This window comes from Neorhizobium sp. P1_A6 (assembly GCF_056406795.1).
Genome location: NZ_JBFTZM010000007.1, coordinates 123,747 through 148,447 on the forward strand (window position 1 = coordinate 123,747; position 24,701 = coordinate 148,447).

Annotated in this window: 25 protein-coding genes and 1 pseudogene; 9 read left to right on the forward strand and 17 right to left on the reverse strand. The window is 61.3% G+C overall.

What is annotated here, in order from left to right:
• Window positions 1–76: 76 nt before the first annotated feature.
• From AC1D3C_RS16145 to AC1D3C_RS16170, 6 genes are all read left to right on the forward strand, one after another.
• Complete coding sequence (locus AC1D3C_RS16145) at window positions 77–1,684, forward strand: ABC transporter substrate-binding protein (RefSeq protein ID WP_477483591.1); 1,608 nt, start codon at window positions 77–79, stop codon at window positions 1,682–1,684.
• A gap of 66 nt (window positions 1,685–1,750) precedes the next feature.
• On the forward strand, window positions 1,751–3,154 hold the full coding sequence (locus AC1D3C_RS16150; RefSeq protein WP_477483592.1) for a class-II fumarase/aspartase family protein: 1,404 nt from the start codon (window positions 1,751–1,753) through the stop codon (window positions 3,152–3,154).
• Window positions 3,154–4,137 (forward strand): ABC transporter permease, encoded by a 984-nt coding sequence (locus tag AC1D3C_RS16155; RefSeq protein WP_247138107.1) that lies wholly within the window; start codon window positions 3,154–3,156, stop codon window positions 4,135–4,137. The genes AC1D3C_RS16150 and AC1D3C_RS16155 overlap by 1 nt, the downstream gene beginning before the upstream one ends.
• On the forward strand, window positions 4,134–5,345 hold the full coding sequence (locus AC1D3C_RS16160) for an ABC transporter permease (protein ID WP_247138108.1): 1,212 nt from the start codon (window positions 4,134–4,136) through the stop codon (window positions 5,343–5,345). Before AC1D3C_RS16155 ends, AC1D3C_RS16160 begins: the two co-directional genes overlap by 4 nt.
• 11 nt (window positions 5,346–5,356) lie before the next feature.
• Window positions 5,357–6,325 (forward strand): ABC transporter ATP-binding protein, encoded by a 969-nt coding sequence (locus AC1D3C_RS16165; RefSeq protein WP_477483593.1) that lies wholly within the window; start codon window positions 5,357–5,359, stop codon window positions 6,323–6,325.
• Between the two features lie 3 nt (window positions 6,326–6,328).
• On the forward strand, window positions 6,329–7,321 hold the full coding sequence (locus tag AC1D3C_RS16170) for an ABC transporter ATP-binding protein (RefSeq protein WP_477483594.1): 993 nt from the start codon (window positions 6,329–6,331) through the stop codon (window positions 7,319–7,321).
• A 174-nt stretch (window positions 7,322–7,495) separates the two neighbouring features.
• Here the strand turns inward: AC1D3C_RS16170 and AC1D3C_RS16175 are convergent.
• Both AC1D3C_RS16175 and AC1D3C_RS16180 read right to left on the reverse strand, forming a co-directional pair.
• A pseudogene (locus AC1D3C_RS16175) lies at window positions 7,496–7,636 on the reverse strand (N-alpha-acetyl diaminobutyric acid deacetylase DoeB); the annotation flags it as partial.
• 312 nt (window positions 7,637–7,948) lie between these two features.
• Complete coding sequence (locus AC1D3C_RS16180; protein ID WP_477483595.1) at window positions 7,949–8,809, reverse strand: SDR family oxidoreductase; 861 nt, start codon at window positions 8,807–8,809, stop codon at window positions 7,949–7,951.
• Between the two features lie 107 nt (window positions 8,810–8,916).
• Here AC1D3C_RS16180 and AC1D3C_RS16185 point away from each other — a divergent pair, with 107 nt between their 5' ends.
• Entirely contained in the window at window positions 8,917–9,807 is an 891-nt protein-coding gene (locus AC1D3C_RS16185; protein ID WP_477483596.1) for a LysR family transcriptional regulator, read from the forward strand.
• 98 nt (window positions 9,808–9,905) lie between these two features.
• On the opposite strand, the gene AC1D3C_RS16190 is transcribed toward AC1D3C_RS16185, so the two are convergent.
• The 4 genes from AC1D3C_RS16190 to AC1D3C_RS16205 all read right to left on the reverse strand — a co-directional run bounded on the left by AC1D3C_RS16190 (window position 9,906) and on the right by AC1D3C_RS16205 (window position 12,779).
• On the reverse strand, window positions 9,906–10,331 hold the full coding sequence (locus AC1D3C_RS16190) for a CBS domain-containing protein (protein WP_038543186.1): 426 nt from the start codon (window positions 10,329–10,331) through the stop codon (window positions 9,906–9,908).
• An 18-nt stretch (window positions 10,332–10,349) separates the two neighbouring features.
• Entirely contained in the window at window positions 10,350–10,814 is a 465-nt protein-coding gene (locus AC1D3C_RS16195; RefSeq protein WP_477483597.1) for a YbhB/YbcL family Raf kinase inhibitor-like protein, read from the reverse strand.
• Window positions 10,815–11,063: 249 nt separating this feature from the next.
• On the reverse strand, window positions 11,064–12,113 hold the full coding sequence (locus AC1D3C_RS16200) for an AI-2E family transporter (RefSeq protein WP_477483598.1): 1,050 nt from the start codon (window positions 12,111–12,113) through the stop codon (window positions 11,064–11,066).
• Between the two features lie 138 nt (window positions 12,114–12,251).
• A complete protein-coding gene (locus AC1D3C_RS16205; RefSeq protein ID WP_477483599.1) occupies window positions 12,252–12,779 on the reverse strand; it encodes a DUF4142 domain-containing protein in 528 nt (175 codons plus the stop codon).
• Window positions 12,780–12,944: 165 nt separating this feature from the next.
• Between AC1D3C_RS16205 and AC1D3C_RS16210 the strand changes: the two genes are divergently transcribed.
• Entirely contained in the window at window positions 12,945–13,163 is a 219-nt protein-coding gene (locus AC1D3C_RS16210; RefSeq protein WP_477483600.1) for a hypothetical protein, read from the forward strand.
• Between the two features lie 59 nt (window positions 13,164–13,222).
• On the forward strand, window positions 13,223–14,155 hold the full coding sequence (locus AC1D3C_RS16215) for a cytochrome c (RefSeq protein ID WP_477483601.1): 933 nt from the start codon (window positions 13,223–13,225) through the stop codon (window positions 14,153–14,155).
• Between the two features lie 3 nt (window positions 14,156–14,158).
• On the opposite strand, the gene AC1D3C_RS16220 is transcribed toward AC1D3C_RS16215, so the two are convergent.
• The 11 genes from AC1D3C_RS16220 to AC1D3C_RS16270 form a co-directional block, all read right to left on the reverse strand.
• Window positions 14,159–14,521 (reverse strand): c-type cytochrome, encoded by a 363-nt coding sequence (locus AC1D3C_RS16220; RefSeq protein ID WP_477483706.1) that lies wholly within the window; start codon window positions 14,519–14,521, stop codon window positions 14,159–14,161.
• 25 nt (window positions 14,522–14,546) lie between these two features.
• Window positions 14,547–15,437, reverse strand: a complete 891-nt coding sequence (locus AC1D3C_RS16225) for a cytochrome c oxidase assembly protein (RefSeq protein WP_477483602.1) — start codon at window positions 15,435–15,437, stop codon at window positions 14,547–14,549.
• Window positions 15,438–15,469: 32 nt separating this feature from the next.
• On the reverse strand, window positions 15,470–16,072 hold the full coding sequence (locus tag AC1D3C_RS16230) for a cytochrome c oxidase subunit 3 (RefSeq protein WP_477483603.1): 603 nt from the start codon (window positions 16,070–16,072) through the stop codon (window positions 15,470–15,472).
• Window positions 16,069–17,958 (reverse strand): cytochrome c oxidase subunit I, encoded by a 1,890-nt coding sequence (gene ctaD, locus AC1D3C_RS16235; protein WP_477483707.1) that lies wholly within the window; start codon window positions 17,956–17,958, stop codon window positions 16,069–16,071. The genes AC1D3C_RS16230 and ctaD overlap by 4 nt, the downstream gene beginning before the upstream one ends.
• A 20-nt stretch (window positions 17,959–17,978) precedes the next feature.
• A complete protein-coding gene (coxB, locus tag AC1D3C_RS16240; protein ID WP_477483604.1) occupies window positions 17,979–18,968 on the reverse strand; it encodes a cytochrome c oxidase subunit II in 990 nt (329 codons plus the stop codon).
• Window positions 18,965–19,570, reverse strand: coding sequence for a c-type cytochrome (locus AC1D3C_RS16245; RefSeq protein WP_477483605.1), 606 nt, complete (start codon window positions 19,568–19,570; stop codon window positions 18,965–18,967). The genes coxB and AC1D3C_RS16245 overlap by 4 nt, the downstream gene beginning before the upstream one ends.
• 24 nt (window positions 19,571–19,594) lie before the next feature.
• Entirely contained in the window at window positions 19,595–21,997 is a 2,403-nt protein-coding gene (locus tag AC1D3C_RS16250; RefSeq protein ID WP_477483606.1) for an FdhF/YdeP family oxidoreductase, read from the reverse strand.
• A gap of 167 nt (window positions 21,998–22,164) precedes the next feature.
• Window positions 22,165–22,497 (reverse strand): hypothetical protein, encoded by a 333-nt coding sequence (locus AC1D3C_RS16255; RefSeq protein ID WP_477483607.1) that lies wholly within the window; start codon window positions 22,495–22,497, stop codon window positions 22,165–22,167.
• Between the two features lie 173 nt (window positions 22,498–22,670).
• Window positions 22,671–22,973 carry a hypothetical protein gene (locus AC1D3C_RS16260; protein WP_038543215.1) on the reverse strand — a complete coding sequence of 101 codons (303 nt, stop codon included), beginning with the start codon at window positions 22,971–22,973 and terminating at the stop codon, window positions 22,671–22,673.
• Between the two features lie 173 nt (window positions 22,974–23,146).
• Complete coding sequence (locus AC1D3C_RS16265; protein WP_247034538.1) at window positions 23,147–23,590, reverse strand: SRPBCC family protein; 444 nt, start codon at window positions 23,588–23,590, stop codon at window positions 23,147–23,149.
• Window positions 23,591–23,757: 167 nt separating this feature from the next.
• Window positions 23,758–24,648 carry a LysR family transcriptional regulator gene (locus tag AC1D3C_RS16270; RefSeq protein WP_477483608.1) on the reverse strand — a complete coding sequence of 297 codons (891 nt, stop codon included), beginning with the start codon at window positions 24,646–24,648 and terminating at the stop codon, window positions 23,758–23,760.
• Window positions 24,649–24,701: the final 53 nt, after the last annotated feature.

Here is a 24,701-nt window from a genome sequence, read left to right on the forward strand (position 1 = left end):
CGAATTCAAAAAATTTCGATTTTTCCGCCGGCGATCCGACGATACGGTCCCCGCGGAATGAATGGGAGGGAGGACCATGAAGAACTTATCACTGGCATCTTTCGGCTTGGCGATCGCGGCTGCGACGTCACTTGCCCCTGTCGCGGCTTCGGCCGAACAATTGCGCGTGGGTCTTGCCGCGCTCGCCACGTCGGTTGATCCGCATTTCCACCGTGCGGGCTACAATTTCGATCTCCGCGAAAACATCTCGGACGCGCTCGTCTACGCCAACGGCGTCAACGGCGGCGTCGAGCCGCGCCTTGCGAAATCATGGGAGATCCAGGGCGATACCAAATGGGTCATCACCCTCGAATCGAAGGCGAAGTTCGACGACGGCAGCCCGCTCGGCGCCGACGACGTGATCTACTCGATGTGCCGGGTGCGCAATGTGCCAAACAGCCCCGGCCTGTTCAGCAGCTTCATTTCCACCATCAGCGGCATCAAGGATGCCGGCGACGGCAAGATCGAGATCGACACCAAGAAGCCCGACCCGAACCTGCTGCGCAGCCTGAGCAATATCGGCATCGTCGAGAACCCGACCGGCCGCACGCTGACCTATGACGACAAGACCTGCGGCAACGACAACTGGCTGGAAACGGCCGGTTTCAACAACGGCAAGGTTCCCCCCGGCATCGGCCACTACCGCGTCAGGAAATTCACGCCCGACGTCCAGATCGAACTCGAGCGCAACGCACAGTATTACGGCACCCCGGCCGCCTACGATTCCGTGCTGGTCAAATCCCTGCCGGACAACAGCGCCCGCATCGCAGCCCTGCTTGGGGGCGCGGTGGATGTCATCAATGCCGTACCGATCAATGCCATCGACAGCATCCAGTCGTCGGGCAAGCACCACCTGTCGTCCATGCCCTCGACGTTGCTGATCTTCCTGCTGCCCGATCAGGGCCAGGAAAAGACACCGAAGGTTTCCGGTACCAACGGAAAGAACCCCTTCCTTGACGCGCGTGTCCGCAAGGCGCTCAATCTCGCCATCAACCGCGAGCAGATCGCCGAGACCGTGATGGGGGGCATGGCGGGGCCGGCAAGTCAGATCATCGTTGATGGCGTCTTCGGTCACAATCCCGACCTGCAGCCCTCTCCCTTCGATCCGCAGGAGGCCAAGCGCCTGCTGGCCGAGGCGGGGTATCCGAACGGTTTTTCCCTGACGCTGAACGCGCCGAGCGACCGCTATGTTAACGGCGCCCAGGTCGCTCAGGCGGTGACCGCCATGCTCTCGCAGATCGGGCTCAACGTGACGCTGGAGACTTTCCCGTTTAGCATCTACTTCACCAAGGCCAGCGCCTACGAGTTCAGCCTCTATCTCGCCGGTGCCGCAGCCGATACCGGCGAGGGCCTGAGCCAGATGATCAACCTCGCCGGCACCCGCAATCCCGACCGCGGCTGGGGCGGTGCAAACCGCGGACGCTATTCCAGCAAGGTCACCGACAAGGCGCTCGAAGACGCGCAATCGACGCTCGACGACGCCAAGCGGGAAGAGCTGATCCGCTCCGCCGTGGCCCAGGTCTACAAGGACGACGGCTACGTGCCGCTCTACCACGAGTTCGGCGTCTGGGGGGTACGCAACGGCGTTCACTACGACGCCAACGCCAACCTGACCAATATCTTCTACACCGCACGTCCCGAATGACGCACGGCCGGTGGAGCCGGCATTTCACGCCGGCCCTGCCCTATTTTTATGAAAGTGCAAAGCCAGATGGGTACAGAATTCAACGACGCCCTCACGTCACAATACGACTACCGGGGACTGAGGGAGGCATTCGCACCGCCGGCCATGTACCAGTCCTTCCTGGACGTCGAAAAGGCCGTGGCGCTGGCCCAGGGAGAGCTCGGCATGATCCCGGTCGCTTCAGCGGAGGCGATCGCAGGACATTGTCGTTACGAGCTCCTGGACATGGAACGCCTGGATGCCTCCTATCGGACAACCCGCCATCCGCTGATGCCGCTCATCAATGAACTCGTCCGGCTCTGCGGCTCCGAGCACGGCGGTTATGTCCACTGGGGCATCACCACTCAAAACATCATCCAGACGGGACTGCTGTTGCTCGCCAAGCGCGCCCAGGCGGTGCTGGACGGCTTTCTCGCCAACATCCTTCAACATCTCGGCCACCATGCCCGCACCCATGCCAACACCGTTATGGCCGGACGCACGCATTATCGCCACGCGGTGCCGATCACCTTCGGTTTCAAGGTGGCTGTGTGGATCGAGGAATTCCTCCAGGCCGCGGACCGGCTCAAGGAGGCCGAGAAGCGAGCCTTCGTGGTGATGAGCGGCGGCGCGGTCGGCTGCTTCTCGGCCCTCGGCAGGCAGGGGCCGGCCTTCCAGTCGCGCGTGGCGGCTCTTCTCGGCATGGGCGAGATGGCCATTCCCTCCCGGGCGATCCGCACCCACATGTGCGAATATGTCAATGCGCTGAGCCTGATAGCCTCCATCTGCCACAAGATCGCCGAGGAGATCTACCAGAGTTCCTCCGAGGAATACGGAGAGCTGCACGAAGGTCGCATCGAGGGCACCATCGGCTCCTCTACCATGCCGCAGAAGATCAACCCGATCCTCTGCTACGGCATCATCGCCAACAGCAACAAGCTCTATTCCTGCGCCGGAATGCTGATGGCAGCCGCATACCGCCCGTTCGAATCGGACGGCAGCGCCAACCAGATGTTCGAGGACGGGCTGGCCGAGGTCATCGCCGCCATTTCCGAAATCCTCGTGCGGACCGAACTACTGGTGCGCGACCTGCATGTGGATACGGAGCGGATGCGGGCCAATTTGGACCTGTCGCATGGAGCGATCTTCGGGGAGTTTGCCATGATGCGGCTCGGCCAGACGCTCGGCAAACACAGGGGCCATGAACTGGTCCACGACGCTGCCATGGCCGCGGCCGGCGGCAAGGCCCCCTTCCTGGAGGAGTTGGCGCTGCTGCCGGGCGGCGCGGCAATCAGGGTCGAGATCGAAAAGCGGCTTGAAACCAGCCGCACCAGCGGCATATGCGCCGAATATGCGTTGCATTTCGGTTCGCTGGTCCAGGATATTGTGGCGGGGTCTATGCCGACCGCCGAGCAACGCAATATCAATGCCTACCTAAAGGCCGACCGCTGATGTTCTCCTTCGTGCTGCAGCGCCTGTTGCAAAGCGTGGTCGTGGTGCTCGTGCTGTCGATCGTCCTGTTCGTCGGCGTCTGGCTGATCGGCAACCCGGCAGATATCCTGATCTCGTCTGAAGCATCGGAGGCCGACCGGCTGGCGGCCATCACCGCGCTCGGCCTCGACAAGCCGCTCTGGCAACAGTACTTGACCTTCCTCGGCAATGCCGCGCAGGGGGATTGGGGATATTCCTTCGTCTACAAGGAGCCGGTCGTCAGCATTCTGCTGCAGCGTTTGCCCGCCAGCCTGGAACTCGGCATCGTGGCCTTTTTTATCGCCATCGCCGTCTCCGTGCCCGCAGGCCTCTATTCGGGCCTCAGGCCGGGTTCGCCGCTCGGCCGGGGCCTGATGGCCTTCTCGCTGATCGGCGTCAGCATACCGACCTTCTGGCAGGGCATGCTGCTGATCGTCGCCTTCGGTATCGTCCTGCCGATCCTGCCGGTCGGCGACCGGGGCCAGGTGGCGACCCATCTCGGCATCACCTCCAGCCTCTGGACGCTCGACGGCTGGTCGCACATCGTCATGCCTGCCTTCAGCCTGGCATTGTTGAAGATGTCGCTGCTGATGCGCGTGACGCGCGCCGCGACGATGGAAATCGTGCGCCTCGACTTCGTCAAGTTCGCCTATGCCAAGGGCGTGCGCAGCCGCAAGGTCGTCGTCGGCCATATCCTGCGCAACGCGCTGGTTCCGCTCGTCACCGTCACCGGCATCGAACTCGGCAACCTGCTTGCCTACGGGGTGATCACCGAGACGGTCTTCTCCTGGCCAGGATTGGGCAAGCTCCTGATCAACTCGATCAAGGTCTTGGATCGGCCGCTGATCGTGGCGCAGCTCACCTATACCGCGCTGCTGTTCATCGGCATCAATTTCATCGTCGATATCCTTCACATGGCGATCGATCCCCGCATCAAATCCGTGATGGGACGGCGCACAGCATGAGCACGGCCGGATTCAAGGATTACGCGCAGCACTTTGCCGAAAGCCGCGCCGCCGTCGTCAGTCTTGCGGTCAGCCTGGCCTTCGTCGCCTGTGCCATCTTCGCACCGCTGCTGTCGCCGACGGACCCATACGACCTGACGCAGCTTCAGCTCTCCGATGCGTTGAAGCCGACTGGTTCCACGCGCATGCTGCCGGGAGAAGAAGTCAGGGCCAATATCCGCATCGACGGCAGCGCGACGTCTGTCCAGCCGGCCACACCAGCCAAGACCCACGTGACGCTCGTGGCCGAGCCCTGCGGGCTGAACTGTCTCGGCGTCGGCGTTCAGCCGGAGGGAACCAGGCTCGCAAACTTGCAGATCCGCAACCTTCCGGCCGGCGCAACCGTCGAGGGTGCCAGGAAGCATCCCGTCCAGTCTTGGTGGACCGTAGATAATCCGGAGGGCGGCAAGGTTAGAATCGCATCCAACGGCCCGCTGCCAGCGACCTTCACCTTTCTCGCCATCGCCAGATCCATGGATCAGGAAACGGATTTTGTCTTTCGCCTGGGCACCGACAGCTTTGGGCGCGACATGTTCTCGGCAATTCTCTACGGCGTCAGGATCAGCGTCTTCGTCGGGCTCGTGGCGGCCGGCGCCGCGATGGTGATCGGCACCGGGCTCGGGCTCCTTTCGGCCTGGCGCGGCGGCATCACGGACGCGATCATCATGCGCGCCGTCGACTTCATGCTCGGTCTTCCGGCCTTGCTCGTCGGGCTTGCAATCCTCGCCATTCTCGGCAACGGCGTCAGTAAGGTCGTGCTCGCTATCGTCATCGTGCAATGGTCCTATTATGCCCGCACGGCCCGCTCCTTTGCGATGAGCGAGCTCGGCAAGGAATATGTCGAGGCGGCACGGTGCCTGAGGCTTTCGCCCGCGCGCATCATGCTGCGGCATGTACTGCCCAACTGCATGCCGCAGATCATCGTGCTCTTCACACTCAACATCGCCTCGGCGATCTCGCTCGAATCGTCGCTGAGCTTCCTCGGAGTCGGCCTGCCGCTGACAAGGCCGTCGCTCGGCATGCTGATCGCCAGCGGCTACGAATTCATCTTCTCGCACAAATACTGGATTAGCATCTATCCCGGCATCGTGCTGCTGGTGATGATCGTCGCCATGAACCTGCTCGGCGATCGGCTGCGTGATCTTAACAATCCGCGGCTCGACCGCTAGAGGAACCGCCCATGATGGACCCCTTCTTCCGCGTCGATAACCTCAACACCTGGTTTTTCACGCGCCAGGGCGTGATCAAATCCGTGCGAGACATTTCCTTCGAACTTTCCCGCGGCGAGGTGCTGGGCATCGTCGGCGAATCCGGCTCGGGCAAATCGGTGACGGGCATGTCGATCATGGGCCAGATCGACGAACCCGGCCGCATCGTCTCCGGCTCGATAGCTCTCGATGGAGAAGAGTTGACGACGCTCGGCTTCGAGGAGATGCGCCACTATCGCGGCAAGCGGATCGCCATGGTGTTCCAGAACCCGCTGATGACGCTGAACCCGCTGATGCGCGTGCGCGATCAGATGTACGAGGCGATCGGCGAGCACGAGAACATTTCCCACAAGGACATGCACGACCGCTGCATCGAGGCGCTGAAGGCCGTGGGGATCCCTTCGCCCGACGAGCGGCTGAATGCCTATCCGCATGAAATGTCGGGCGGCATGCGCCAGCGTGTCGTCATTGCCATCGCGCTGCTGCTCGGACCGGACATGATCATCGCCGACGAACCGACGACGGCCCTCGACGTCACGATCCAGGCCCAGATCATCTATCATATCCGACGCCTGATCGACGAGCACGGGCTCGGCATGATCTGGATCACGCACGACCTCTCGACGCTCTCCGAACTCGCCGACCGGATCATGGTCATGTATGCAGGAGCGACGATGGAAATCGGCACGACCGAGGAAATCATTGGCGCCGCACGCCATCCTTATACCCGCAAGCTCCTCGATTCCGTCCCCTCGCGCAATGTGCCGGGACGGAAGCTGAAGCAGATTCCCGGTAACATGCCGTCGCTGCTTGCGCTTGGAAAGGGCTGTCCTTTCGCCAGCCGCTGCGACCGGGCAACGGATATCTGCAGCGAGCCGGTGCCAGCCATCCAGCTATCCGCCACGCACCACATCTGGTGCTACCATCCATTCGAGGACTGACGCGTGAACGAGACGATCTTCGAGGCAAAGGACCTGTCACGCAGCTTCAGCGTCGGAAGCAGCCCGCTTCGCGATTTTGCGGACCATTTTTTGCGTGACCGCCCGCCAAAAGTGCTGCGCGCCGTCGACAATGTTTCGCTCTCTCTGCGCGAGGGGGAAACGCTTGGCATCGTCGGCGAGTCCGGATGCGGGAAATCGACGCTGGCGCGGATGATCGCCGGCATCCTGCCGGCCTCTTCGGGCGAGCGGCGTTTCCGCGATGAGCCCTACGAAAGCTTCCTTGCGCGCAACCGCGACGCGCTGAAGGTCCAGATGGTCTTCCAGGATCCGCTCTCCTCCCTCAACCCGCGCCTGCGCGTCGGCGATATAATCGGCGAGGCTGCGGTGTTGCACGGGCTGGTGCGGCGTCCACAGATCAAGGACTATGTCGCCGACATCCTCTCCCAGGTCGGCCTGCCTGCCGACAGCATGGGTCGCTATCCTCACCAGTTTTCCGGCGGCCAGCGCCAGCGCATCGGCATCGCCAGAGCGCTGGCAGTCAAGCCCGACATGCTCATCTGCGACGAAGCCGTGGCCGCGCTCGATGTTTCTGTACAGGCGCAAATCATCAACCTTTTGATGGATATCAAGCAACATAGCGGCCTTGCGATGATCTTCATAAGCCACGATCTCGGCGTCATCCGGCACCTGTGCGACCGGGTGGCAGTGATGTATCTCGGCCGCGTCGTGGAACTTACCGAGACGGAACAGCTTTTCGCATCCCCCATGCATCCCTACACGCGCATGCTGCTTGAGGGCATGCCGAAGATCTCGCTCCAGCGACGCCGGTTCATGCCGATCCAGGGAGAAATCCCCTCTCCTCTCAGCCCGCCCTCCGGCTGCCACTTCCATCCGCGTTGTCCGATGGCGACCGAACATTGCGGCCGGATACGCCCCGAACTGCGCGAAGCCTCGTCGGGGCATGTTCATGCCTGCTTGAATATCGAGCCTTGTTGAGGTGCGTTCGGGAATTCCGTCACGCCGGATGGCCCGCACCAGCGCCCGCCGATGGCAATGCCCCGGCGATCAGGGCCAGCACAGAAGATGCCGTCGATCGGAAAACAGATTTGCATAGGCTATGGAAAGCCCCGGAAGCAGGAGGTGGTATCGAAAGTATCGCCTCCAATAACCTTAGTTGACGACGATCGTGATGACCGCGACGCAGTCACCGGCCTTGACCAATCCCGGGAAGTGCCGGGCGCACAGAACACCGCTCATCTTGACACGGAGTTCATGGGGTGTGACGCCGGTTCGTCCGCTAGGGTAGATGCGGCCACAATATTGTACCAACTGTTATCGCCATCTACCAAACGAGGATGCGGTCATGGGCGCGACCACCCGCGCGCGCGAAGATGGCAGCGTCAGCTACATGGCACGCGTGCGAGTTATGCGGGATGGCGTGATTTATCGCGAGACGGAGACTTTTGACAGACGCCACCCAAGTTGCCGGCAATGATCCGCTGAAGATGACGACGCAAAAGCCCCGACCGGAACGACGGTTATACGAACCCATTTTTACGACGTCGCAAAATGGGGCTTTTGCGATTTCCGAAATCTACCCATTCTGGGGAGAGCACGAGGCTCTCAGCCCATTTCCGAGGCGAAGTCGCGATATCGGCGGAGCGGGCGGCCAAGGAGTGCCGTCAGGCGCTCGACGTCGCCGGCCTCTGGCAGCATGCCGTCGGTCAGGAAACGCTCGCCCATCAGGCGCATGTCGTAGGCCATCCAGGCAGGCACGAGCTGCTTGAGGTTCTGCTCAAAGCCCTCGGTATCGTCGCCGCCGTAGCCGATCGGGCGGGCGAGCACGTCTGACCAGATGGCGGCGATGTCCGTTCCGGTGAGCGTCTCGGGACCGACGAGGTTGATCCGGTCGAGCGCCAGCGGCTCGGCAGCCTGTTCGCGGCGCAGCAGTTCAAGAGCGGCAATTTCAGCGATGTCACGGGTGTCGATCATGGCGAGACCCTTAGCACCGACCGGCATTGTGTAGGCGCCGTAGCCGGTGATGACGTCTTTGACCATCAGATCGTTCTGCATGAAATAGGCTGGTCGCAAGATCGTCGCCTTGAAACCCATCTGCTCGATCATTCGCTCGACACCGAACTTGCCCGCGAAATGCGGCACGTTCACATAAACGTCGGCGTGGATCACCGACAGATAGACGATGCGTTCGATGCCAGCCGATCGGGCGACGTTGAGCGCGATCAAAGCCTGGGTGAATTCGTCCGGTACCACTGCGTTGAGGAGGAACAGGGTAGACACGCCCGACATGGCGTTACGCAATGAGTCGATGTCGAGGAAGTCGCCCTGCACGACGCTGACGCCCGTCGGGAAAACCGCTTTCGATGGGTCGCGGACAAGAGCACGTACATCGGCGCCGCGCTCGACGAGGTGTTCGACGACTTTGCGGCCGATATTGCCTGTAGCGCCGGTAACAAGAATGGTCATGGGATTTATCTCCGGGTTGGTATTGCTTGACACCCCGAATATGTGTGGTTCATTGATGACCCGATAGACCGGCAATTTGGACACACCGTCTCACAGGTGGAACAGCAATGGATCTCGTCGCGCTTGCCGATTTTAATCTCGTTGCCCGCCATGGCGGCTTCGGCAAAGCGGCAAGGGCCACCGGCCGGCCGAAGGCGACCCTCTCGCGGCGTGTCGCCGAGCTGGAAAGCGGTCTCGATCTGCGGCTGTTTGAACGGGGTGCGCGTAACCTGAAGCTCACCGAAGAAGGACGGGCGCTTTTCGAGCGGACGGGGGCGTTGCTCGCAGAACTGGACGAGACGGCTTCGGCGATTGCCTCGGGCGCTCAGAGACCCAAAGGGAGATTGCGGATCAGCGCACCTTTACATTTTTCGCAGACCGCAATGGGCAGGATTGCTGCTGGGTTTGCCCTTAAGTATCCGGAGGTGAGGCTTGAGGTGACGAGTGAGGACCGGCCTGTGGACATGATCGAGGAAGGCTACGATCTGGTCATCCGGGTCAATCCAAATCCGGATGAAAGCCTGGTCGGACGAGCATTTCTCCGCGACCGGCTGGTTGTGGTGGCGAGCCCGGCTCTGCCCCGCCCGAACGGAGACCACCCTGCTCCCGTCGTTGCGCGCGGCCCAAGCGAACCGCAAACATGGCAGGTGAAGACACCCGGTGGCCGCTCGACGATTAGAATCGAGCCGGTACTCACTTTGTCTACGCTCATCACGATCCGGGACGCGGTGCGAGCCGGCGTCGGTGCAGCACGTCTTCCCATTTCGTTGGTGAGCCACGACCTGGCTGACGGCACACTGGTACATTGGGGGGATATCGACGGTCCCGAGATCGCTCTATGGACTCTCTACCCGTCTCGGCGCCTGCTCAGCGCACGAGTATCGGCGTTCTTGGACTTTCTAAAACAGGTCTTTCCAAATGGGACGCCGGACGAACTGGCGGCCTATATCGGCAGGTGACGACAAAACATGCTTTTGAGAGCCGGCAAAGGCGGGCGCAGAGGACCTGCGACTGCCGGTTTAATCCCGATGCACGACGCCCGTTTCTGCATTCTTTGTCAGTGCGCGTGAGCGCCGCCCGGACGGGAGACCTTCTTCAATCCAGCTCCCGCGGCGGCGGTGTCCGCCAGGGCGGCATCACCGAGCGAGATGACCCCCGTCAGGCGTTTGTCGCGGTTGACGACGGGAAGACGGCGGACCTGAACCTTGCCCATGTTGCGCGCCACGTCGTCGACATCATCGTCTTCGAAACAGTACTTTACGTCCCGCGTCATCACTTCCCGGATCTTGGCATCGCCTCCAAGCCCGTCGGCAAGCCCCCGGATGACCAGATCCCGGTCCGTGACCGTTCCGACGAGCTTGTCGTTGTCACCGACGGGCAAAAAGCCGATCTGCCTGTCGGCCATGCACCTGGCGATTTCGGCGACGGTCTGGTGGGGACTGGCGATTTCTACATCTCGCGACATGATCTCCGACACTTTCATGATCTTTCCTCCTGCGTTTTAGTGGACGTCGAATGTTCCGGTGAGCGTGGTCTCCGAGAGGGTGTGGTGGCGCGCCTCGTTCCACATCGCCTCCACCCCAGCGGTATCCGGCACCTTGAGGTTTGGGACATCGAGTGCGGCGAGACGGAACTGATAATGGTGCAGGCCGTGGCCTTTCGGCGGCTGTGGACCGTCGTAACGGGTATTGCCGAAGTCGTTCTCCGAGAAACGCGGGCCACCGCCGGGCGCCGTATCCTCGCTCTGGCCCAGCTGTTTCCAGTCCTTGGGAATATTGAAGACACCGCAATGGCGGAAGATCCCGTTCGGTGCGTCCGGGTCCTCGACGATCAGCGCGAAGCTTTTGGCTTCCTCGGGCGCACCGCCCCATTTCAAGGGCGGCATCAGGTTTCCCCCGAGGCGGGTATACTTGTCCGGCAAGCGTTCGCCATCGGCGAAAGCCGGGCTGGTGAGGGTCATGGTCATTGGTCGATCCTCCCGAGCGTGTGACAAGCCGCCCCCACCACATGCCAGGCGAGATGCCGGTCAGCCCTGATCGGCCATCAGATCGTCCAGCCATATATGGGTGGTTGGCAGCGTCTGGTCGAAGACGATGATTCCCGAAGCACTCATGGCTTCACCTCCATGATGATGGTTCGAATCTCCCGAACCACCCAGGAAGACGGATGTTCCGGAGGCTGTCGTTAAATTGCCCGGCGCGGGTCGTTGACCTCATCAGGCATCCGATGTGGCCTCTTCCTCGACGAATATTCCCCATGCGGCGATGAAGAGGGCGGCAATTAAAGGCCCGACGACAAACCCGTTGATGCCCATGAGCGAGATGCCGCCGATGGTGGAAATCAAGACCACATAGTCCGGAAGCTTGGTCTCTCTGCCGACCAGGGGCGGCCTCAAAAGATTGTCCACAAGGCCGATGACCAGGGCGCCGACAGCAACCAGCACGATGGCCCTCAGCCAAAAGCCGGCGAGCGCCAGGTAGATGGCCGCGGGCATCCAGATCAAAGCGGCGCCGACTGCCGGCAGCAGCGACAGGAAACTCATCAGAACGCCCCACAGCAGGGCCGGCTCCACGCCGAGGAACCAGAACGCAACGCCGCCGATCGAGCCCTGGATGATGGCAATGATGATATTGCCCCGCACCGTCGCATGAATGACCGCGGTGAATTTGGAGGCGAAGCGAAGGGTATGCGCGTCGCTGAGGGGGAGCGCTTTTCTGACGGCGCGGGCAAGCAGCTGGCCGTCCCGGAACACGAAGAACAGCAGATAGAGCATCACGCCGAAGGTGACGAAGAACTGCAAGGTGTTCTGGCCAAAGCTCAAGGCGCGTCCCGCAAAGAAACCTCCGCCCTGCATCAGCGCCGGGGAGATACGATCCTGCAATGCACCGAAGCCATCCAACTCGATCCGTTCGAGCCAACTGCGGACGAACAAGGGGAGCGTCTCCTGGATCTCCTGGAAAAACCTTCGCACATCGATCTCGCCGTTGTCGATACGTTGGTAGAGGAGGTTCCCCTGTTGGACGAGCGAGCTGAGGACGACCAGTCCGGGAATGATGACGACGCAAAGGCAGATCAGCACGGAGAGCGCTGCAGCGACATTCTTCCGGTGCCCCACCAACGCCTCCACACGCAGGTGAAGAGGAAAGAAGATGATGGCGAGGACGACCGCCCATAATATCGCCGAGTAGAACGGCAGGACGACGGCGACGAACGCGATGGTCACAAGGACCAGGAGCACATAGAAACTGACGCGCTGAAGGGGCATTCGACCTTTCCGGTTCGAGACTGCATCTATGGTACCACAGATGCGACCGCCGCGCTCGGCTCCCGGTTCTTATCCTCCTGTCGAATTTCACGACCGCCGCATGAGCGGCAGCCGTCGTCTGAAGCCGTGCAATAGCCGCTATTTGTTCAAGTCCTTGGCCATCTGCAGATGATGTTCGAGCGCAGGCGTGGTCTTTGCAACCCATGCCTTCAGGTCGGCATTCTCGCCTTCCTTGCCATATCGCTTGAACAGGTCGACGGCATCTTTGTGGGCGTCTTCCTGGTCCGAATGATATTGCTTGGTGAACTTTGCGCCTTGGAGGCCCTTGAGCTTGTTGAGTGATCTCCCTTGCGCCCTGGTCATCGCGGTTGGCAGTTTGGCTTTCACCTTGCCGCCGTCGACGAGCTGTTTCAGTTCCGTCGTCGTCTTCTGGTGGTCCTGGATCATCTGCTGCGCGAACGTCTTCGTGGGCGCATCGGCCCGTTCGGCGGCCAGCTTGCTGGACTCGATCTCGAACATGTCGCTCGTAGCAGCTTCCGTCACGAAATCCTGGGTCTTCGGAGCAACGCCCACGAGCGAATTGACGCCTGATTTTTCTGCCGCCGACTGAGCGAACGCCGATGTCGTTACCATTGCCATGGCAGCCATGAGTGCGATCTTCTTCATGAAACTCTCCTTTCCATCAACAAATTCCGATTTCGCATCAACGCGAACAACCCATTCCTCCTGTTGTTCCAACACCTGCGGAAAATCTCGTTTCGATCCCGGAAAGGCTGAATGCCATGGCACAAAACGGCCTCTTGAGTGTTTGAATGCTCATTGGAGGCTGAAATGAGCACTGAAAAGCAGACGACCGGCCTGGACGACAGGCCCAAGGACGCACCGATCGGCCAGACCGCCGAAGGTTTGCCCGACGACAGCGGGCGACCTGTCGAGGTGGACGACGAAACGATCGAAAGGACGCGCCGCAAACTCTCCGACAATCCTCGCGAAAAACTTCTGAAGGAAGTGAGGGAACAGGAGGACGCTTCGCGGCTGGGGTCCGAATGAGCTCATCCCCCGCCGTCCAAATAGGCCGACCCAGGCTTATCGCCATTACCCGATGGAACATGCGCGGCGGGACAGGCGATATACGGTGGGCCTCGTTAATAGCAGCGGCCGTCGGAGTGGTGATCTCCATATCTTTCGGACTTTGGTGGGTGACGGCCGCAGTACCCCGTTTCAACGCCCATGATCCGGCGTTGAAGAGCGGGGATGCGACGCGCGGGCGGCAGGTATTCGCCGCAGGCAGCTGCGCCGCCTGCCACGCGACGCCGGGCCAGCCGGACCCGCTGAAACTCGGCGGCGGTCTGGCACTCGCCTCCCCCTTCGGAACCTTCAGGGTTCCCAATATTTCCTCCGACCCCACCGACGGGATAGGCTCATGGTCGGTTGGCGATTTGGCGAACGCGCTTGTCGCCGGCGTCTCTCCGGCAGGCCAGCACTATTATCCGGCCTTCCCTTATTCCAGCTATACGGGCATGCGTCTCGAGGATATCGAGGATCTCTATGCCTATCTCAAAACCCTGCCCGCGGTTTCGGGCCGCCCGCCGCCGCACGACCTGCCTCTCCTTTTCCGGTTCCGGCGCGGTCTGGGTCTGTGGAAGCTGTTGTTCTTCGAGGAAGGTCGGAGCAAGGCGGGGCTGAACGGCGATCCGGTCCACGACCGCGGCGCCTATCTGACGGAAACCCTGGGCCATTGCGCCGAATGCCATTCCACCCGCAATGCGCTCGGGGCGATCGAGCCCGAGACGCGGTTCGCCGGAGGTATCGACCCGGAGGGCACCGGTTTCGTTCCGAACATCACGCCAAACCGCATCGGCCAGTGGTCGGAAGCGGAGATCGCCGTGATGTTGCAGACCGGCGAGACGCCCGGACACGGCCGGGTGGGATCGTCGATGTTGGATGTCGTTGCCAATTTTTCCTTGTTGCCGCAAAGCGACCGCGATGCCGTGGCCCGTTACGTCAAGTCTCTCCCGCCTCGCCCGACGCCGCATCCCTAATGGTCACTGTTCGTAAAGATAAGCAGCCAGATGTCGCGCCTCGGCTTCGGAAATGCCGGTCGTCGGCATCGCTGTCCTTGGCGAGAACCGTTGCGGGGACACAATCCACTGGACGAGGTTGTCAGGCGTGTTGTTGATCACGCCGCCGATATAAACACGCTGCCGCAGACCGGTCAGCGGTCCCCCGACCTTGCCGTCGGCGCCGGCTATGCCGGCAATGGCATGGCACCCTGCGCATCCGTATTTGCGGAAGATCGCCGGTGCCTGCGCCGGGTCGCTGCCCGTCATGGCAACAGCCACGGCTCGGCGCTCCTCGCGGTCCTTGGTAAGATAGGTTCCGACGCCAAAGAACAATGCGATCAGCATACCGCCAATCAGCACGAGCCGGAATTCAGGAATGGACACGGCTTGCATCGAGGCCTCCCCTGTTCGAGCCGGCGATCCAGAGCGCCAACATCGCCAGTGCGGCGCCGGCATAGATGATGCCGCCCGGCACCCACATCACCAGGCCGGCCAGTTGTTGATCCTCCAACGGCGTGAGCCCCCACTCCTGCGCCATCCTGGTCTGAGAAACGTAGGCAACCTGCGGAGAAAGAGCGATCAGGGCTCCGAGAATGCTCGTATGTAGCATCGTCAGGAACAGGTGCCAGGCGGCCATGCCCCGGTCGCTTCGCCAGATCATGGCCCACCAGAACATCACCGCCGTTACGAAAAAACTCAGGTGCTGCAGCCTGTGAAGCAGGATATCGGTGACCGTCGCATCGAACAGGACGGGCGCATGCCAGGCCCATATGGCCAAGCCATGCAGGAGGGTCGCCGGAGTACCGGCGCTCAACGCGTTCCAGGTCCTCCAGACCAGGCCCGTCTTCATGACATACCGGACCAGATGCCGGAGCGGCCGAGGCAGACTCCAGAGGAACATCCCAACCGGACGTGCCAGGACGACCAGCGGTGCGGCGACCGCCATGACGAGTTCATGCTCGATCATGTGGAAGGTGAAAAGATGCTCGCCGAGAAAATGGAGGGGCGAGACCAGTGCGGAAACCAGGGACAGCCATCCGGCCCAGTAGAGAATGCCGGAGTTGATAACGGAAAACGGTCTTTGGGCCCGTTGCTGGATTTTTACCGATCCGAGGACATAGAGACCGCCGACAATGGCGATCGGGGTCACGATCCACGGATCGAAGGTCCACGGAAAAGCCGAGGCGTGCAGCTCACCGTCATGTGCCGCTGCCGGGAGCGTGCCGATCGCAAGCAGCGCGGCGGCGAGCGTCGTTCGCATCCAATGAGTGGCACAGTTTCCAGGTCGAGCGTTCATAGCCGCGGAACCCAGTAGATACAGGCATAGAGGGGAAGCCAGGTAACGACGACGAAGTTCCAGTAAAGCGCATTATCCTCGACATCGCCGTAGCGTCGCGTGTTGTCGGCGTGCCGCGAGAACATCAGGCAGGTCAGCACCAGCGTGTCGATGAGATCGGTCAGAATATGGATGGTATGGAGGCCGAGAAGGGTCCAGACGATCGAGCCATAGGCATTGTCGTCCCAGCGTATATGCAGGGAGGGAAACTCGAAGACTCGAAACACCAGCGGCGCGATGCCGCACAGCGACATCACGATGAGGCCGATCCGCACCCGTTTGAGGTTTCGCTTCTGTGCCCATCGCGATACCATTATGTTTGGCAGGACGCTTGCCACAAGCAGCGCCGTCAGCGCCGTTCCCGCCCAGAGGTCAGGCGCAGGCGCATCGACCGGCCACTGCGGCGCCAGAAACATCAGATAGAAATAGACCACGATCGCCAGGCCGAATCCCGATCCCTCGATGAGCATGAAGGCGCAGGTCCCCCACCATGTGGGGCTCGCTATGCCCATGCCATGCAGCGGCAGTCTCGACACATCCAAGACGACGCGTTCCTTCACGATTCATCCTCCGCTTCACCCTTCGGCCAAAACCACCCGATCAGCGTGATTGCGACCGGGATCGAACCCCAGACGACCGCCCAGGGCGAGAATATCGACCAGATCAGCATGACCGAGGTCGCGACCGCAGCCCAGAACGGCCAGACCGAGTCCTGGGGAGACGATTCGCGTGCCTCCGGTAGGGCTTCAACGACGCCGGTGATCAAAAGTTCGCGACGGTCGGTCCTCATTCCGGAGGTCACCGGCAGAACGTCCGGCTGCGACCAGAGCGGATTGCGATCGTCGACCACGGGGATCGATCGGAAATTGTAGGGCGGCGGCGGCGAACTGGTGGCCCATTCGAGCGTCGGGGCATTCCAGGGATTGTCGCCGGCAGGCCTGCCGGACGACCAGCTCCGGATGGCGTCGATGAAAAAGACAAGAAAGCCCAGCGACAGCATGATCGCGCTCAGGCTAACGAAGAGGTTCAGGCCCGCCCAGGGCAGGTCCGGCTGGTAGGTATAAATGCGGCGCGGCATGCCCTGCAGGCCGAGAATGTGCATCGGGAAAAAGGTCAGGTGGAAGCCGATGAAGATCAGCCAGAAGGCCAATTTTCCCAGCCTTTCGCTCATCATCCGGCCGGTCATCTTCGGGAACCAATAGTAGACAGCCGCGATCAGCGGAAAGACCGCGCCGCCGATCAGCACGTAATGGAAATGCGCCACGACGAAATAGGTGTCGTGGACCTGAGCGTCGAACGGCACCGACGCGACCATGACACCCGTCAGCCCGCCGATCATGAAGGTGATGATGAAACCGATCACGAACAGCAGCGGCGTCTTGAAGATCGGCCGCCCGGACCAGAGCGTCGCCAGCCAGCAGAAGATCTGAATGCCAGCCGGGATGGCGATGGACATGCTCGACGCCGTGAAGAAGCTTTCGCCGAGCCGCGGCAGGCCGACGACGAACATGTGATGCACCCATAATCCAAAGGCGAGGATGCCGGTGGCGATCAGCGCCATCACCAGGGGAAGATAACCGAATACCGGGCGCTGGACGAAGGTCGGAAGGATCATCGAAACCATGCCGACGGCCGGCAGGAAGATGATGTAGACTTCAGGGTGACCGAAGAACCAGAACAGGTGCTGCCAGAGCAGCGCATCGCCGCTTTCGGCGGGATTGTAGAAATGCGTGCCAACGAGGCGGTCCATGATCAGCGTCGAGCTCGCGAACATGATTGCCGGCATCGCCATGATGACGAGGAACGCCATGACCAGCATGGACCAGACCAAGAGAGGTATCCGGTCCAGCGACATGCCGGGCGCGCGCTGCTTGAAAACGGTGACGACGATTTCGACCGCTATCGCTAGCGCCGACACTTCGGTGAACGTGATCATCTGTGCCCAGATATCGGCACGCTTGCCGGCCCCATATTCCGGCCCGGCAAGGGGCACATAGGCGAACCAGCCGATATCCGGCGCGGTATCGAGGGCAAACGAGATCCAGAGCAGCAGCCCGCCGGCAAGAAACAACCAGTACGAAAAGGCGTTCAGCCGCGGAAAAGCGATGTTGCGCGTGCCGACCATCAGGGGCACGAGGTAGACAGCCATGGCTTCCATGACCGGCACGGCGAACAGGAACATCATGTTCGAACCATGCATGGTGAAGATCTGGTTGTAGCGATCTGCGTCGACGAAGCGTGCTTCCGGCTGCGACAGTTGGAGGCGCATCGCCAGTGCCAGAATGCCGCCGAGGATGAGAAACACAAAGGCGGTGACGATATAGCGTCGGGCGACGACCTTGTGATCGACCGACGCGATGGCGCCCCAGAAGCCGGGCTTGGATGTCCATGTTCGGGCAAGTTGCCGCTCGAGTTCAGCCTTGTCCAGATCGGCGTCCGTCACCATCGATGATCTCTGCCCAGCCGTCATTTGAGGCTTTCCATATAGGCGGAAAGCTGGCGCAGCTCGTCACTCGTCAAGGGAACGAGCGGCATGTTGTTTCCGGGTTTGAGGGTCTGGGGATCGGCGATCCAGGCGGCAAGAGAACCGCGGGTGTTGTCCATGAGCCCCGCCGCAATGGTGCGGCGGCGACCGACATGAGTGAGGTCAGGCCCGGTCGTGCCGGCTGCGCCGGTTCCCCGTATCGTGTGGCACGCGGAACATTGCCTTGCCATGAATACAGCCTTTCCGGCGCTCGCCTCGGCCTCGCCAGTCTGTGCGCCGGGCCGTCGCTGCGTGGCCGCCCATTGCCTGTAGCTTTCCTCTTCCTCGGCAATGACGAAAAACGCCATGTGGCTGTGCTGCAGCCCACAGAATTCGGCGCACTGGCCGCGGTAGACGCCTGGCCGCTCTGCCCGAAGGGTAAGGACATTTTCTCGGCCGGGGACGAGGTCCTGCTTGCCGGCAAGACTCGGCACCCAGAAGGAGTGGATGACATCGGCGCTTTCCAGCCGCACCCGCACCTCCTTTCCGACGGGAATATGGATTTCGTTGGCGGTCTGGAAAGATCCCGCATCGGCGTCTTCGTAGATGAACTGCCACCACCACTGCTGGGCGCGGACACGGATCGTCAGGTCCGGGCTTCCCGCCCGGTCGAGACTTCTCGTCGTCTGGAAACTTAAAATCGTCAGCCCACCGATGATCAGGACCGTTGCGGCAACCGCTCCCGACACCCAGATCCCCAGGCGTTGTTCGGAACCTCGGTCTTCTCCGGCCTGCCCGTCACGGCGGCGCGTCAGCGACCAGGCCAGCACGATCATGACCGCTATCCAGACGACCAGGCAAACGCCGACGATGAGAACGATCAGGTCCTTGAGAAGGATGGCCGAGTGGCCCTGCGCATCGAGAGCCGACTGGTTCCCGTCGCATCCCGAAAGAAACACCGAAAGCGGGAGGAAGATGAGCGCTGCTCTCAAGGCGACGGCCCCTGTTCGGGATGCACCGGGCTCGGCCCCTCGTTAAAGAGCAGCGCCGCTGGGGCGCGGTTCTCCGCCGGTCTGGTCTGCCGGTCGTCGTTTCGGCTTGGAGCGGTCGTCTTTGCGGAATAGGCACCGATGCTTTTGACATAACCCGACAGCTGCCAGATCTCATCGATCGTCATCCTGTCCCGGAACGAAGGCATGCCATGCGGCCGCCCATCACGGATGGAGGCAACGATCGACACCATTGACGGGCCGTAGAGCCACCATCCGTCGAGAAAGGATGGCCCTGCCCCGCCTTCCCCCTCGCCGTGACACGATGCACAGCCGAACCAGGAATAGAGGCGCTTGCCCTGGCTCATGTCGTAGGCCGTGTTTTCGTAAGGTTGATTGAGCGCGAAATAGACTTCCGGCGGGGCGCCGCCGATGCCGCTCGGCATGAGCCGGACTCCATCCAATGCCGCGGATACGGGTGGATCGGTGCGATATTGCCGCGGCACCCTCAGCAGTGCGATGGCAACCGCGACGGCAAGCAAGGCCGCAACGCAGCAAACCTCAAAAATCCGGGCCGTGCCTTTGCCTGAGACAGCCGGCGACATCGCTTGACCTCCCACGCGTCGTTCTCAATTGAGTGGCATATGGCTCGACCGGCTGAGACGCACCGGCAGGAGCTTGTAGGATGGTGTCTTCGATTGGGGGCTATGATGGCTGAGCGGAAACAAGGGGTTGGTTTCCGGATAATAGGCGCCGCAGCAGCCCTTGGGGATATCGTAGGCAACGATCCTGAACCCCTCAACCGTCCGCCTTGTTTCCGGGTCGATCGCGGTGATCAGGTCGACGATATCCCCGTCTGCGAAACCCAGCCTTTCGATGTCCTGCGGATTGACGAACAGGACCTGCCGGGTCCCGTCGACGCCGCGGAACCGATCGCTGTAACCGTAGACGGTGGTGTTGAACTGATCGTTCGACCGCAGGCTGGCAAGATGAAGAACGTCTTCTCCCATTGCTTCGGTGGGAAGTTCAGGAAAGAGGCGATCCGGGGTGATGAAGTTCGCCTTTCCGTTGCTGGTGACCCATTTCCGTTCCCTGGCCGGCAGAGGGCGCGGGATCCCGCCGGGCCGGAAGAGGCGCTTGTTGAAATCCTTGAACGTCTCCGGATAGGTTTTTTCGATCGCATTGCGGATTTCCGAATAGTCGTCGACCCAGCGGTCCCAGGGTACGTTGCCTCGCGTTAGCGTCGCTTTGGCAATGCCGGCGATGATGGCAGGTTCAGACAGGAGTTCGGAGCTGGCGGGCTTGGCCTTGCCCCGCGAGCCGTGGAAATGTGCCACGCTGCTTTCCATCGAAACGGCCTGCGGTCCGCTTGCCTGCTCGTCGATCTCGATGCGGCCGAGACAGGGAAGCAGGTAGGCGACCTCCCCGTGGACGACATGACTGCGGTTGAGCTTGGTGGCGATCTGCACCGTCAGGCGGAGCTTGCGCCACGCGGCTTCCATGGCAACGGTTTCCGGCGCGGCTCTGAGGAAATTACCGCCGAGGCCTATAAACGCCTTTGTTTCTCCGTCGAGGATCGACTTGCACGATTCCACAGTCGAATGGCCCTGCCAGCGCGGAGGGTCGAAATGGTAGAGTTCCGAGAGCTTGTCCAGCGGCACGAGCGCCGGCTTTTCGGTGATGCCGACGGTACGCTGGCCCTGCACGTTGGAGTGACCTCGCACAGCGCAGATATTGGCGCCCGGTTTCCCGATATTGCCGCGCAGGAGGGCGAGGTTGACGACCATATGGACGTTCTGCACGCCCATCATGTGCTGGGTCAGCCCCATGCCATAGACCATCAAAACGGCGTCGGAGCGGGCGTAGATGCGAGCCGCCTCCGTCATCTGCTCGCGGGTGAGCCCTGAAACGCGCTCCAGCTCTTCCCAGGCATAATTTCGGGCCGCCGCCGCAAATTCCTCGAACCCGGACGTATGCTGTGAAATGAAATCATGATCGAGAATGTGTTTCTTGTCGGCCGCCGCAATCGACGCCGCGAAGGCCACTGCCGCGGCATCGTTCGAATCGTCCGGCGTGCCGTCAGATCCTGAAACCTTGCTGACATGGGCCTCGTGAAGCGCATCGTCCGCCTGTATGAGCGCCTTGCAGATGCCAAACAGGGCGGCGATATCTCCACCCAGCCGGACCTGGTAATAGTTCGAGGAGATCTGTGTCTCTTTGCCCGTCAACATCTGGCTCGGAGCCTGGGGATTGACGAAGCGCTCCAGCCCCGGCTCCCGGAGCGGGTTGAAGGTCACGATCTTGACACCGCGGTCGGCGGCATCCTGAAGGTCGTGCAGCATTCGCGGCGACGAGGTTCCGACATTCTGCGCCATATAGAAGATGCAGTCGCAATTCTGGAAATCCGACAGGATCGCCGTGCCGACCGAAGCTCCGATGCTTTCCGGAAGGGCAACCGACGAGCTCTCGTGGCACATGTTGGAGGAATCGGGCAGGTTGTTGCTGCCGAAAATCCGCGCGAAAAGCTGGTAGATGTAGGAGGTCTCGAGCGAAGCTCGACCTGATGTGTAGAACTCGACTTTCTCGGGGGCGATGGCCTGCAATTCGCGGCCGATTTCCTCGAACGCGGCTGCCCATGTCACCGGCAGATATTTGTCGCTTGCCGGGTCCCATCGCATCGGATGGGTCAGTCGTCCCTGCTCTTCCAGATCGTGATCACGCCAGGTCTCCAGCTCGCTCAGCGTATGGGCGTCGAAAAAGGCCCTGTCCGCGCGCCGGCTGGTGATTTCCCAGGCGGTCGCCTTGGCCCCGTTCTCGCAGAATTCCAGCGGATGCGTCTTAGCCGGCTTGGCCCATGCGCAACTGACGCACATGTAGCCGTCCGGCTTGTTCTGATGCGCCAGAAGAGAGGGGCCGGACAAAGGAACATGTTCCCGAATGAGCACCTCACCCACCGACTTTGCCGATCCCCACCCACCAGCAGGGCCACTTGGGAAACCTAAACGAGGTGTCTTGTTCGGTTTTGATGTCATTATGGAAACGCAATGGTTGGACTGGGCTAGCTAATAACTTGGCTCCGCCGCCGTAGTTCCATGCCGCCGGAACTTAGTTCGACAACGGCCTCGGCTCCCTATCAGAGCCACTTCCGAGCCTTGCGACTGGGGGCCTAGCTGCGGCGGCCACCAAAGCGGGCTCCACCTCAACCAAACGCGATGTCTTCGGCCGAGCGTTCCATGTCCTGTCGACGATGCTTCCTGGGGCGCCCCTTCCCGGCCAGCATGAAATCAAGCTCGGCTGCGAACGGTCCGAACCGGTCGATGAGCCGCTGGGCTTCCTGGGCGCTCAAGCCATAGTTTGTTACCAGATCCTGCGGCGTATATTTCGCCCTGGCGTCGTTTTCGTGCGGGTGGGGATTTGTCGCCGTCTCCGGCAGGCGATCAGATGGCGCTTCGGAGGTCGGCGGGACAGGATTGGTTGCGGACGGCACTGCAGGATGTGAGGCGGGAACGGGTTCTTTCGGTGGCTGCTGCATCACTTTCTTCTCTTTCGAAAGTCAACAAGACAGAGCTGAGATAGTTCCAGACCAATATTCGCCGGGCTCGATCGCAGAGCGGCGTACCCATCGGCATGCGCAATGCCGATGGCGGCCGTAGATTGTCGGTACGTGACGCTGGAAGGCGGTCGAAAAGGCCGCTGTGCCTCGACTTACTTCACGCAGCCGGCGGATGCATTGTTTTGATTTGGCCTGGAATTGTCCTTGGCGGCCTGCGCGGGGTCGCACTTGTTCGGCGGCTGGCGTGTGTCGCTCTTGGTGCTGCCCGTTTGAGTCTGGTCGAGAGGTCCGCCCGTGCCGGCGGTCGGTCCGCCAGTGTCTCCCGTATTGCCCGGTCCGTCGATGGCTCCCGTGGCGCCACCTGCGGCATTGCCGGGGCTCGGTGTCGTTTGAGCGGTCGCGCTGCCGGCGGTGAAAAGAGTGACGATGATGGCTGTGGTTATGAGCTTGGTCATGTGAGGTCTCTCGGTTGCTGCTCGAACCGAACCAAGACCGTGGCTTCCGGTTCCAGCAAACAAGAGCCACATTTCCGGAAGCAGGACGGATTTAATCGATAACAAAGCCGAGGCCGGATCGCGAAAAATCGTTGACGCGATCCGGTCACGGCCGATTATTCGATCCTGATACCTTATTCGTTGATCTCAGGCTCGACGACCTTTGCAAGGTTCCGCAGCGACTCCTGCCAACCGAGATAACACGCCTCGGGCGGGATGACGTCCGGCACCCCTGCCTGGGTAATATTGACCTCGGTCCCGACCGAAACCTTCTTCAGCGTCACCGTGACTTCCATCTCGCCGGGCAAGTTGGGATCGTCGAATTTGTCGACGTAGCGGAGGCGCTCGCCGGGAACGAGTTCTAGATATTCGCCGCCGAAGGCATGGCTATTGCCCGTCGTAAAGTTCCTGAAGGACATTTTGAACGTTCCGCCGACCGTCGGTTCGAAGTGATGGACAGTGCACAGAAAGCCATTGGGCGGAAGCCATTTGGCGAGTGCGTCAGCCTCGATGAACGCCCGATAGACCTTCTCCGGGCTGGTCGCCAGAACGCGATGCAGGGTTATGGTATTCGGCATGGTCGTGATCCTTTTTGAATTGCCATGGACGACTCTAAGGACGAACGGGATTTTGCCAATCCGACATCGGATCGATTTTTTTGGTGCAGGAATTATCCGGGTGTTCCGGCTGCAGGGTTGGGCCAAGCTCGCCTGCCAGGGCAGGTTATCGACGCCACGGCAGGCTGTCACCTGAATGCTTCGAAGATCAATCCTCGCAGCCAGCGGTGAGCAGGGTCCGCGTCCATGCGCGGATGCCAGGTCTGCGCGATCGAAAAGCCAGGCGTCGCCACCGGCAGGTCGAACATCTGGGTCTGGTCTGTACCCCCCGCCCGGCAGTACGAGCGCGGCACCAACCCGACAAGATCGGATGCCGCCGCAACGGCAAGCACTGCCGGATAGCTCGGCACCACGAGGCTGATCTTTCGCGAGAGGCCCAGTTCGGCCAGCGCTTCATCGACCGGCCCCGCGAAATGTCCTCGTCTGGAGGAGATCACATGTCCGCACGCCGCATATCGCTCTGCGGTTATAGGCGTAGCTTTGAAAAGAGGGTGACCTAGCCTCGCCACGCCGACAAAGACGTCCTCAAACAGGGTTTGGCCGCGCAGCTCCGCGCCATCACCGGAAATAACGCCGATATCCAGGTCAATCGCAGCATCTCTCAGAGGCTGGATTTCCTTGTTCGGCTTCGGCACGAAGCGCAGCCGTATGCCCGGCGCGGCATCCGTTACGGCAACGCTGAGGCGAGCGGCGTTCAGGAGCACGAATGCTTCGTTGGCACGGATCGTGAAGTCGCGTCGGAATTCCCGGATGTCGATGTCCTGCTGGGGACTCAACACGGTCTGGACCGCCATCGTCAGCGACCGCACCTGCTCGGCAATCGCTTCGGCATGCGGCGTCGCGACCATTGCCCGCCCCGCCGGGACAAGAATGGGATCACGCAATGCCGTCCTCAACCTCGCCAGTGTCCGGCTCATCGCCGATGTGCTCAGCCCCAGCCTGCGTGCTGCACCCGACACGCTCCGCTCGCGAAGCAATGCATCCAGGGCCAATAGCAGGTTGAAGTCAAGATCAGGCATGACGTCGAGCCTAGCGATGTATGGCGTATGACGCAATAGTGAGTTGCATACGT

Coding starts and splice junctions, on each gene's coding strand:
- AC1D3C_RS16145 (WP_477483591.1), top strand. CDS start 77: ATGAAGAACTTATCACTGGCATCTTTCGGCTTGGCGATCGCGGCTGCG.
- AC1D3C_RS16150 (WP_477483592.1), top strand. CDS start 1,751: ATGGGTACAGAATTCAACGACGCCCTCACGTCACAATACGACTACCGG.
- AC1D3C_RS16155 (WP_247138107.1), top strand. CDS start 3,154: ATGTTCTCCTTCGTGCTGCAGCGCCTGTTGCAAAGCGTGGTCGTGGTG.
- AC1D3C_RS16160 (WP_247138108.1), top strand. CDS start 4,134: ATGAGCACGGCCGGATTCAAGGATTACGCGCAGCACTTTGCCGAAAGC.
- AC1D3C_RS16165 (WP_477483593.1), top strand. CDS start 5,357: ATGATGGACCCCTTCTTCCGCGTCGATAACCTCAACACCTGGTTTTTC.
- AC1D3C_RS16180 (WP_477483595.1), bottom strand. CDS start 8,809: ATGACCATTCTTGTTACCGGCGCTACAGGCAATATCGGCCGCAAAGTC.
- AC1D3C_RS16185 (WP_477483596.1), top strand. CDS start 8,917: ATGGATCTCGTCGCGCTTGCCGATTTTAATCTCGTTGCCCGCCATGGC.
- AC1D3C_RS16190 (WP_038543186.1), bottom strand. CDS start 10,331: ATGAAAGTGTCGGAGATCATGTCGCGAGATGTAGAAATCGCCAGTCCC.
- AC1D3C_RS16195 (WP_477483597.1), bottom strand. CDS start 10,814: ATGACCATGACCCTCACCAGCCCGGCTTTCGCCGATGGCGAACGCTTG.
- AC1D3C_RS16200 (WP_477483598.1), bottom strand. CDS start 12,113: ATGCCCCTTCAGCGCGTCAGTTTCTATGTGCTCCTGGTCCTTGTGACC.
- AC1D3C_RS16205 (WP_477483599.1), bottom strand. CDS start 12,779: ATGAAGAAGATCGCACTCATGGCTGCCATGGCAATGGTAACGACATCG.
- AC1D3C_RS16210 (WP_477483600.1), top strand. CDS start 12,945: ATGAGCACTGAAAAGCAGACGACCGGCCTGGACGACAGGCCCAAGGAC.
- AC1D3C_RS16215 (WP_477483601.1), top strand. CDS start 13,223: ATGCGCGGCGGGACAGGCGATATACGGTGGGCCTCGTTAATAGCAGCG.
- AC1D3C_RS16220 (WP_477483706.1), bottom strand. CDS start 14,521: ATGCTGATCGCATTGTTCTTTGGCGTCGGAACCTATCTTACCAAGGAC.
- AC1D3C_RS16225 (WP_477483602.1), bottom strand. CDS start 15,437: ATGCGAACGACGCTCGCCGCCGCGCTGCTTGCGATCGGCACGCTCCCG.
- ctaD (WP_477483707.1), bottom strand. CDS start 17,958: ATGGTGACGGACGCCGATCTGGACAAGGCTGAACTCGAGCGGCAACTT.
- AC1D3C_RS16245 (WP_477483605.1), bottom strand. CDS start 19,570: ATGTCGCCGGCTGTCTCAGGCAAAGGCACGGCCCGGATTTTTGAGGTT.
- AC1D3C_RS16250 (WP_477483606.1), bottom strand. CDS start 21,997: ATGACATCAAAACCGAACAAGACACCTCGTTTAGGTTTCCCAAGTGGC.
- AC1D3C_RS16255 (WP_477483607.1), bottom strand. CDS start 22,497: ATGCAGCAGCCACCGAAAGAACCCGTTCCCGCCTCACATCCTGCAGTG.
- AC1D3C_RS16260 (WP_038543215.1), bottom strand. CDS start 22,973: ATGACCAAGCTCATAACCACAGCCATCATCGTCACTCTTTTCACCGCC.
- AC1D3C_RS16265 (WP_247034538.1), bottom strand. CDS start 23,590: ATGCCGAATACCATAACCCTGCATCGCGTTCTGGCGACCAGCCCGGAG.
- AC1D3C_RS16270 (WP_477483608.1), bottom strand. CDS start 24,648: ATGCCTGATCTTGACTTCAACCTGCTATTGGCCCTGGATGCATTGCTT.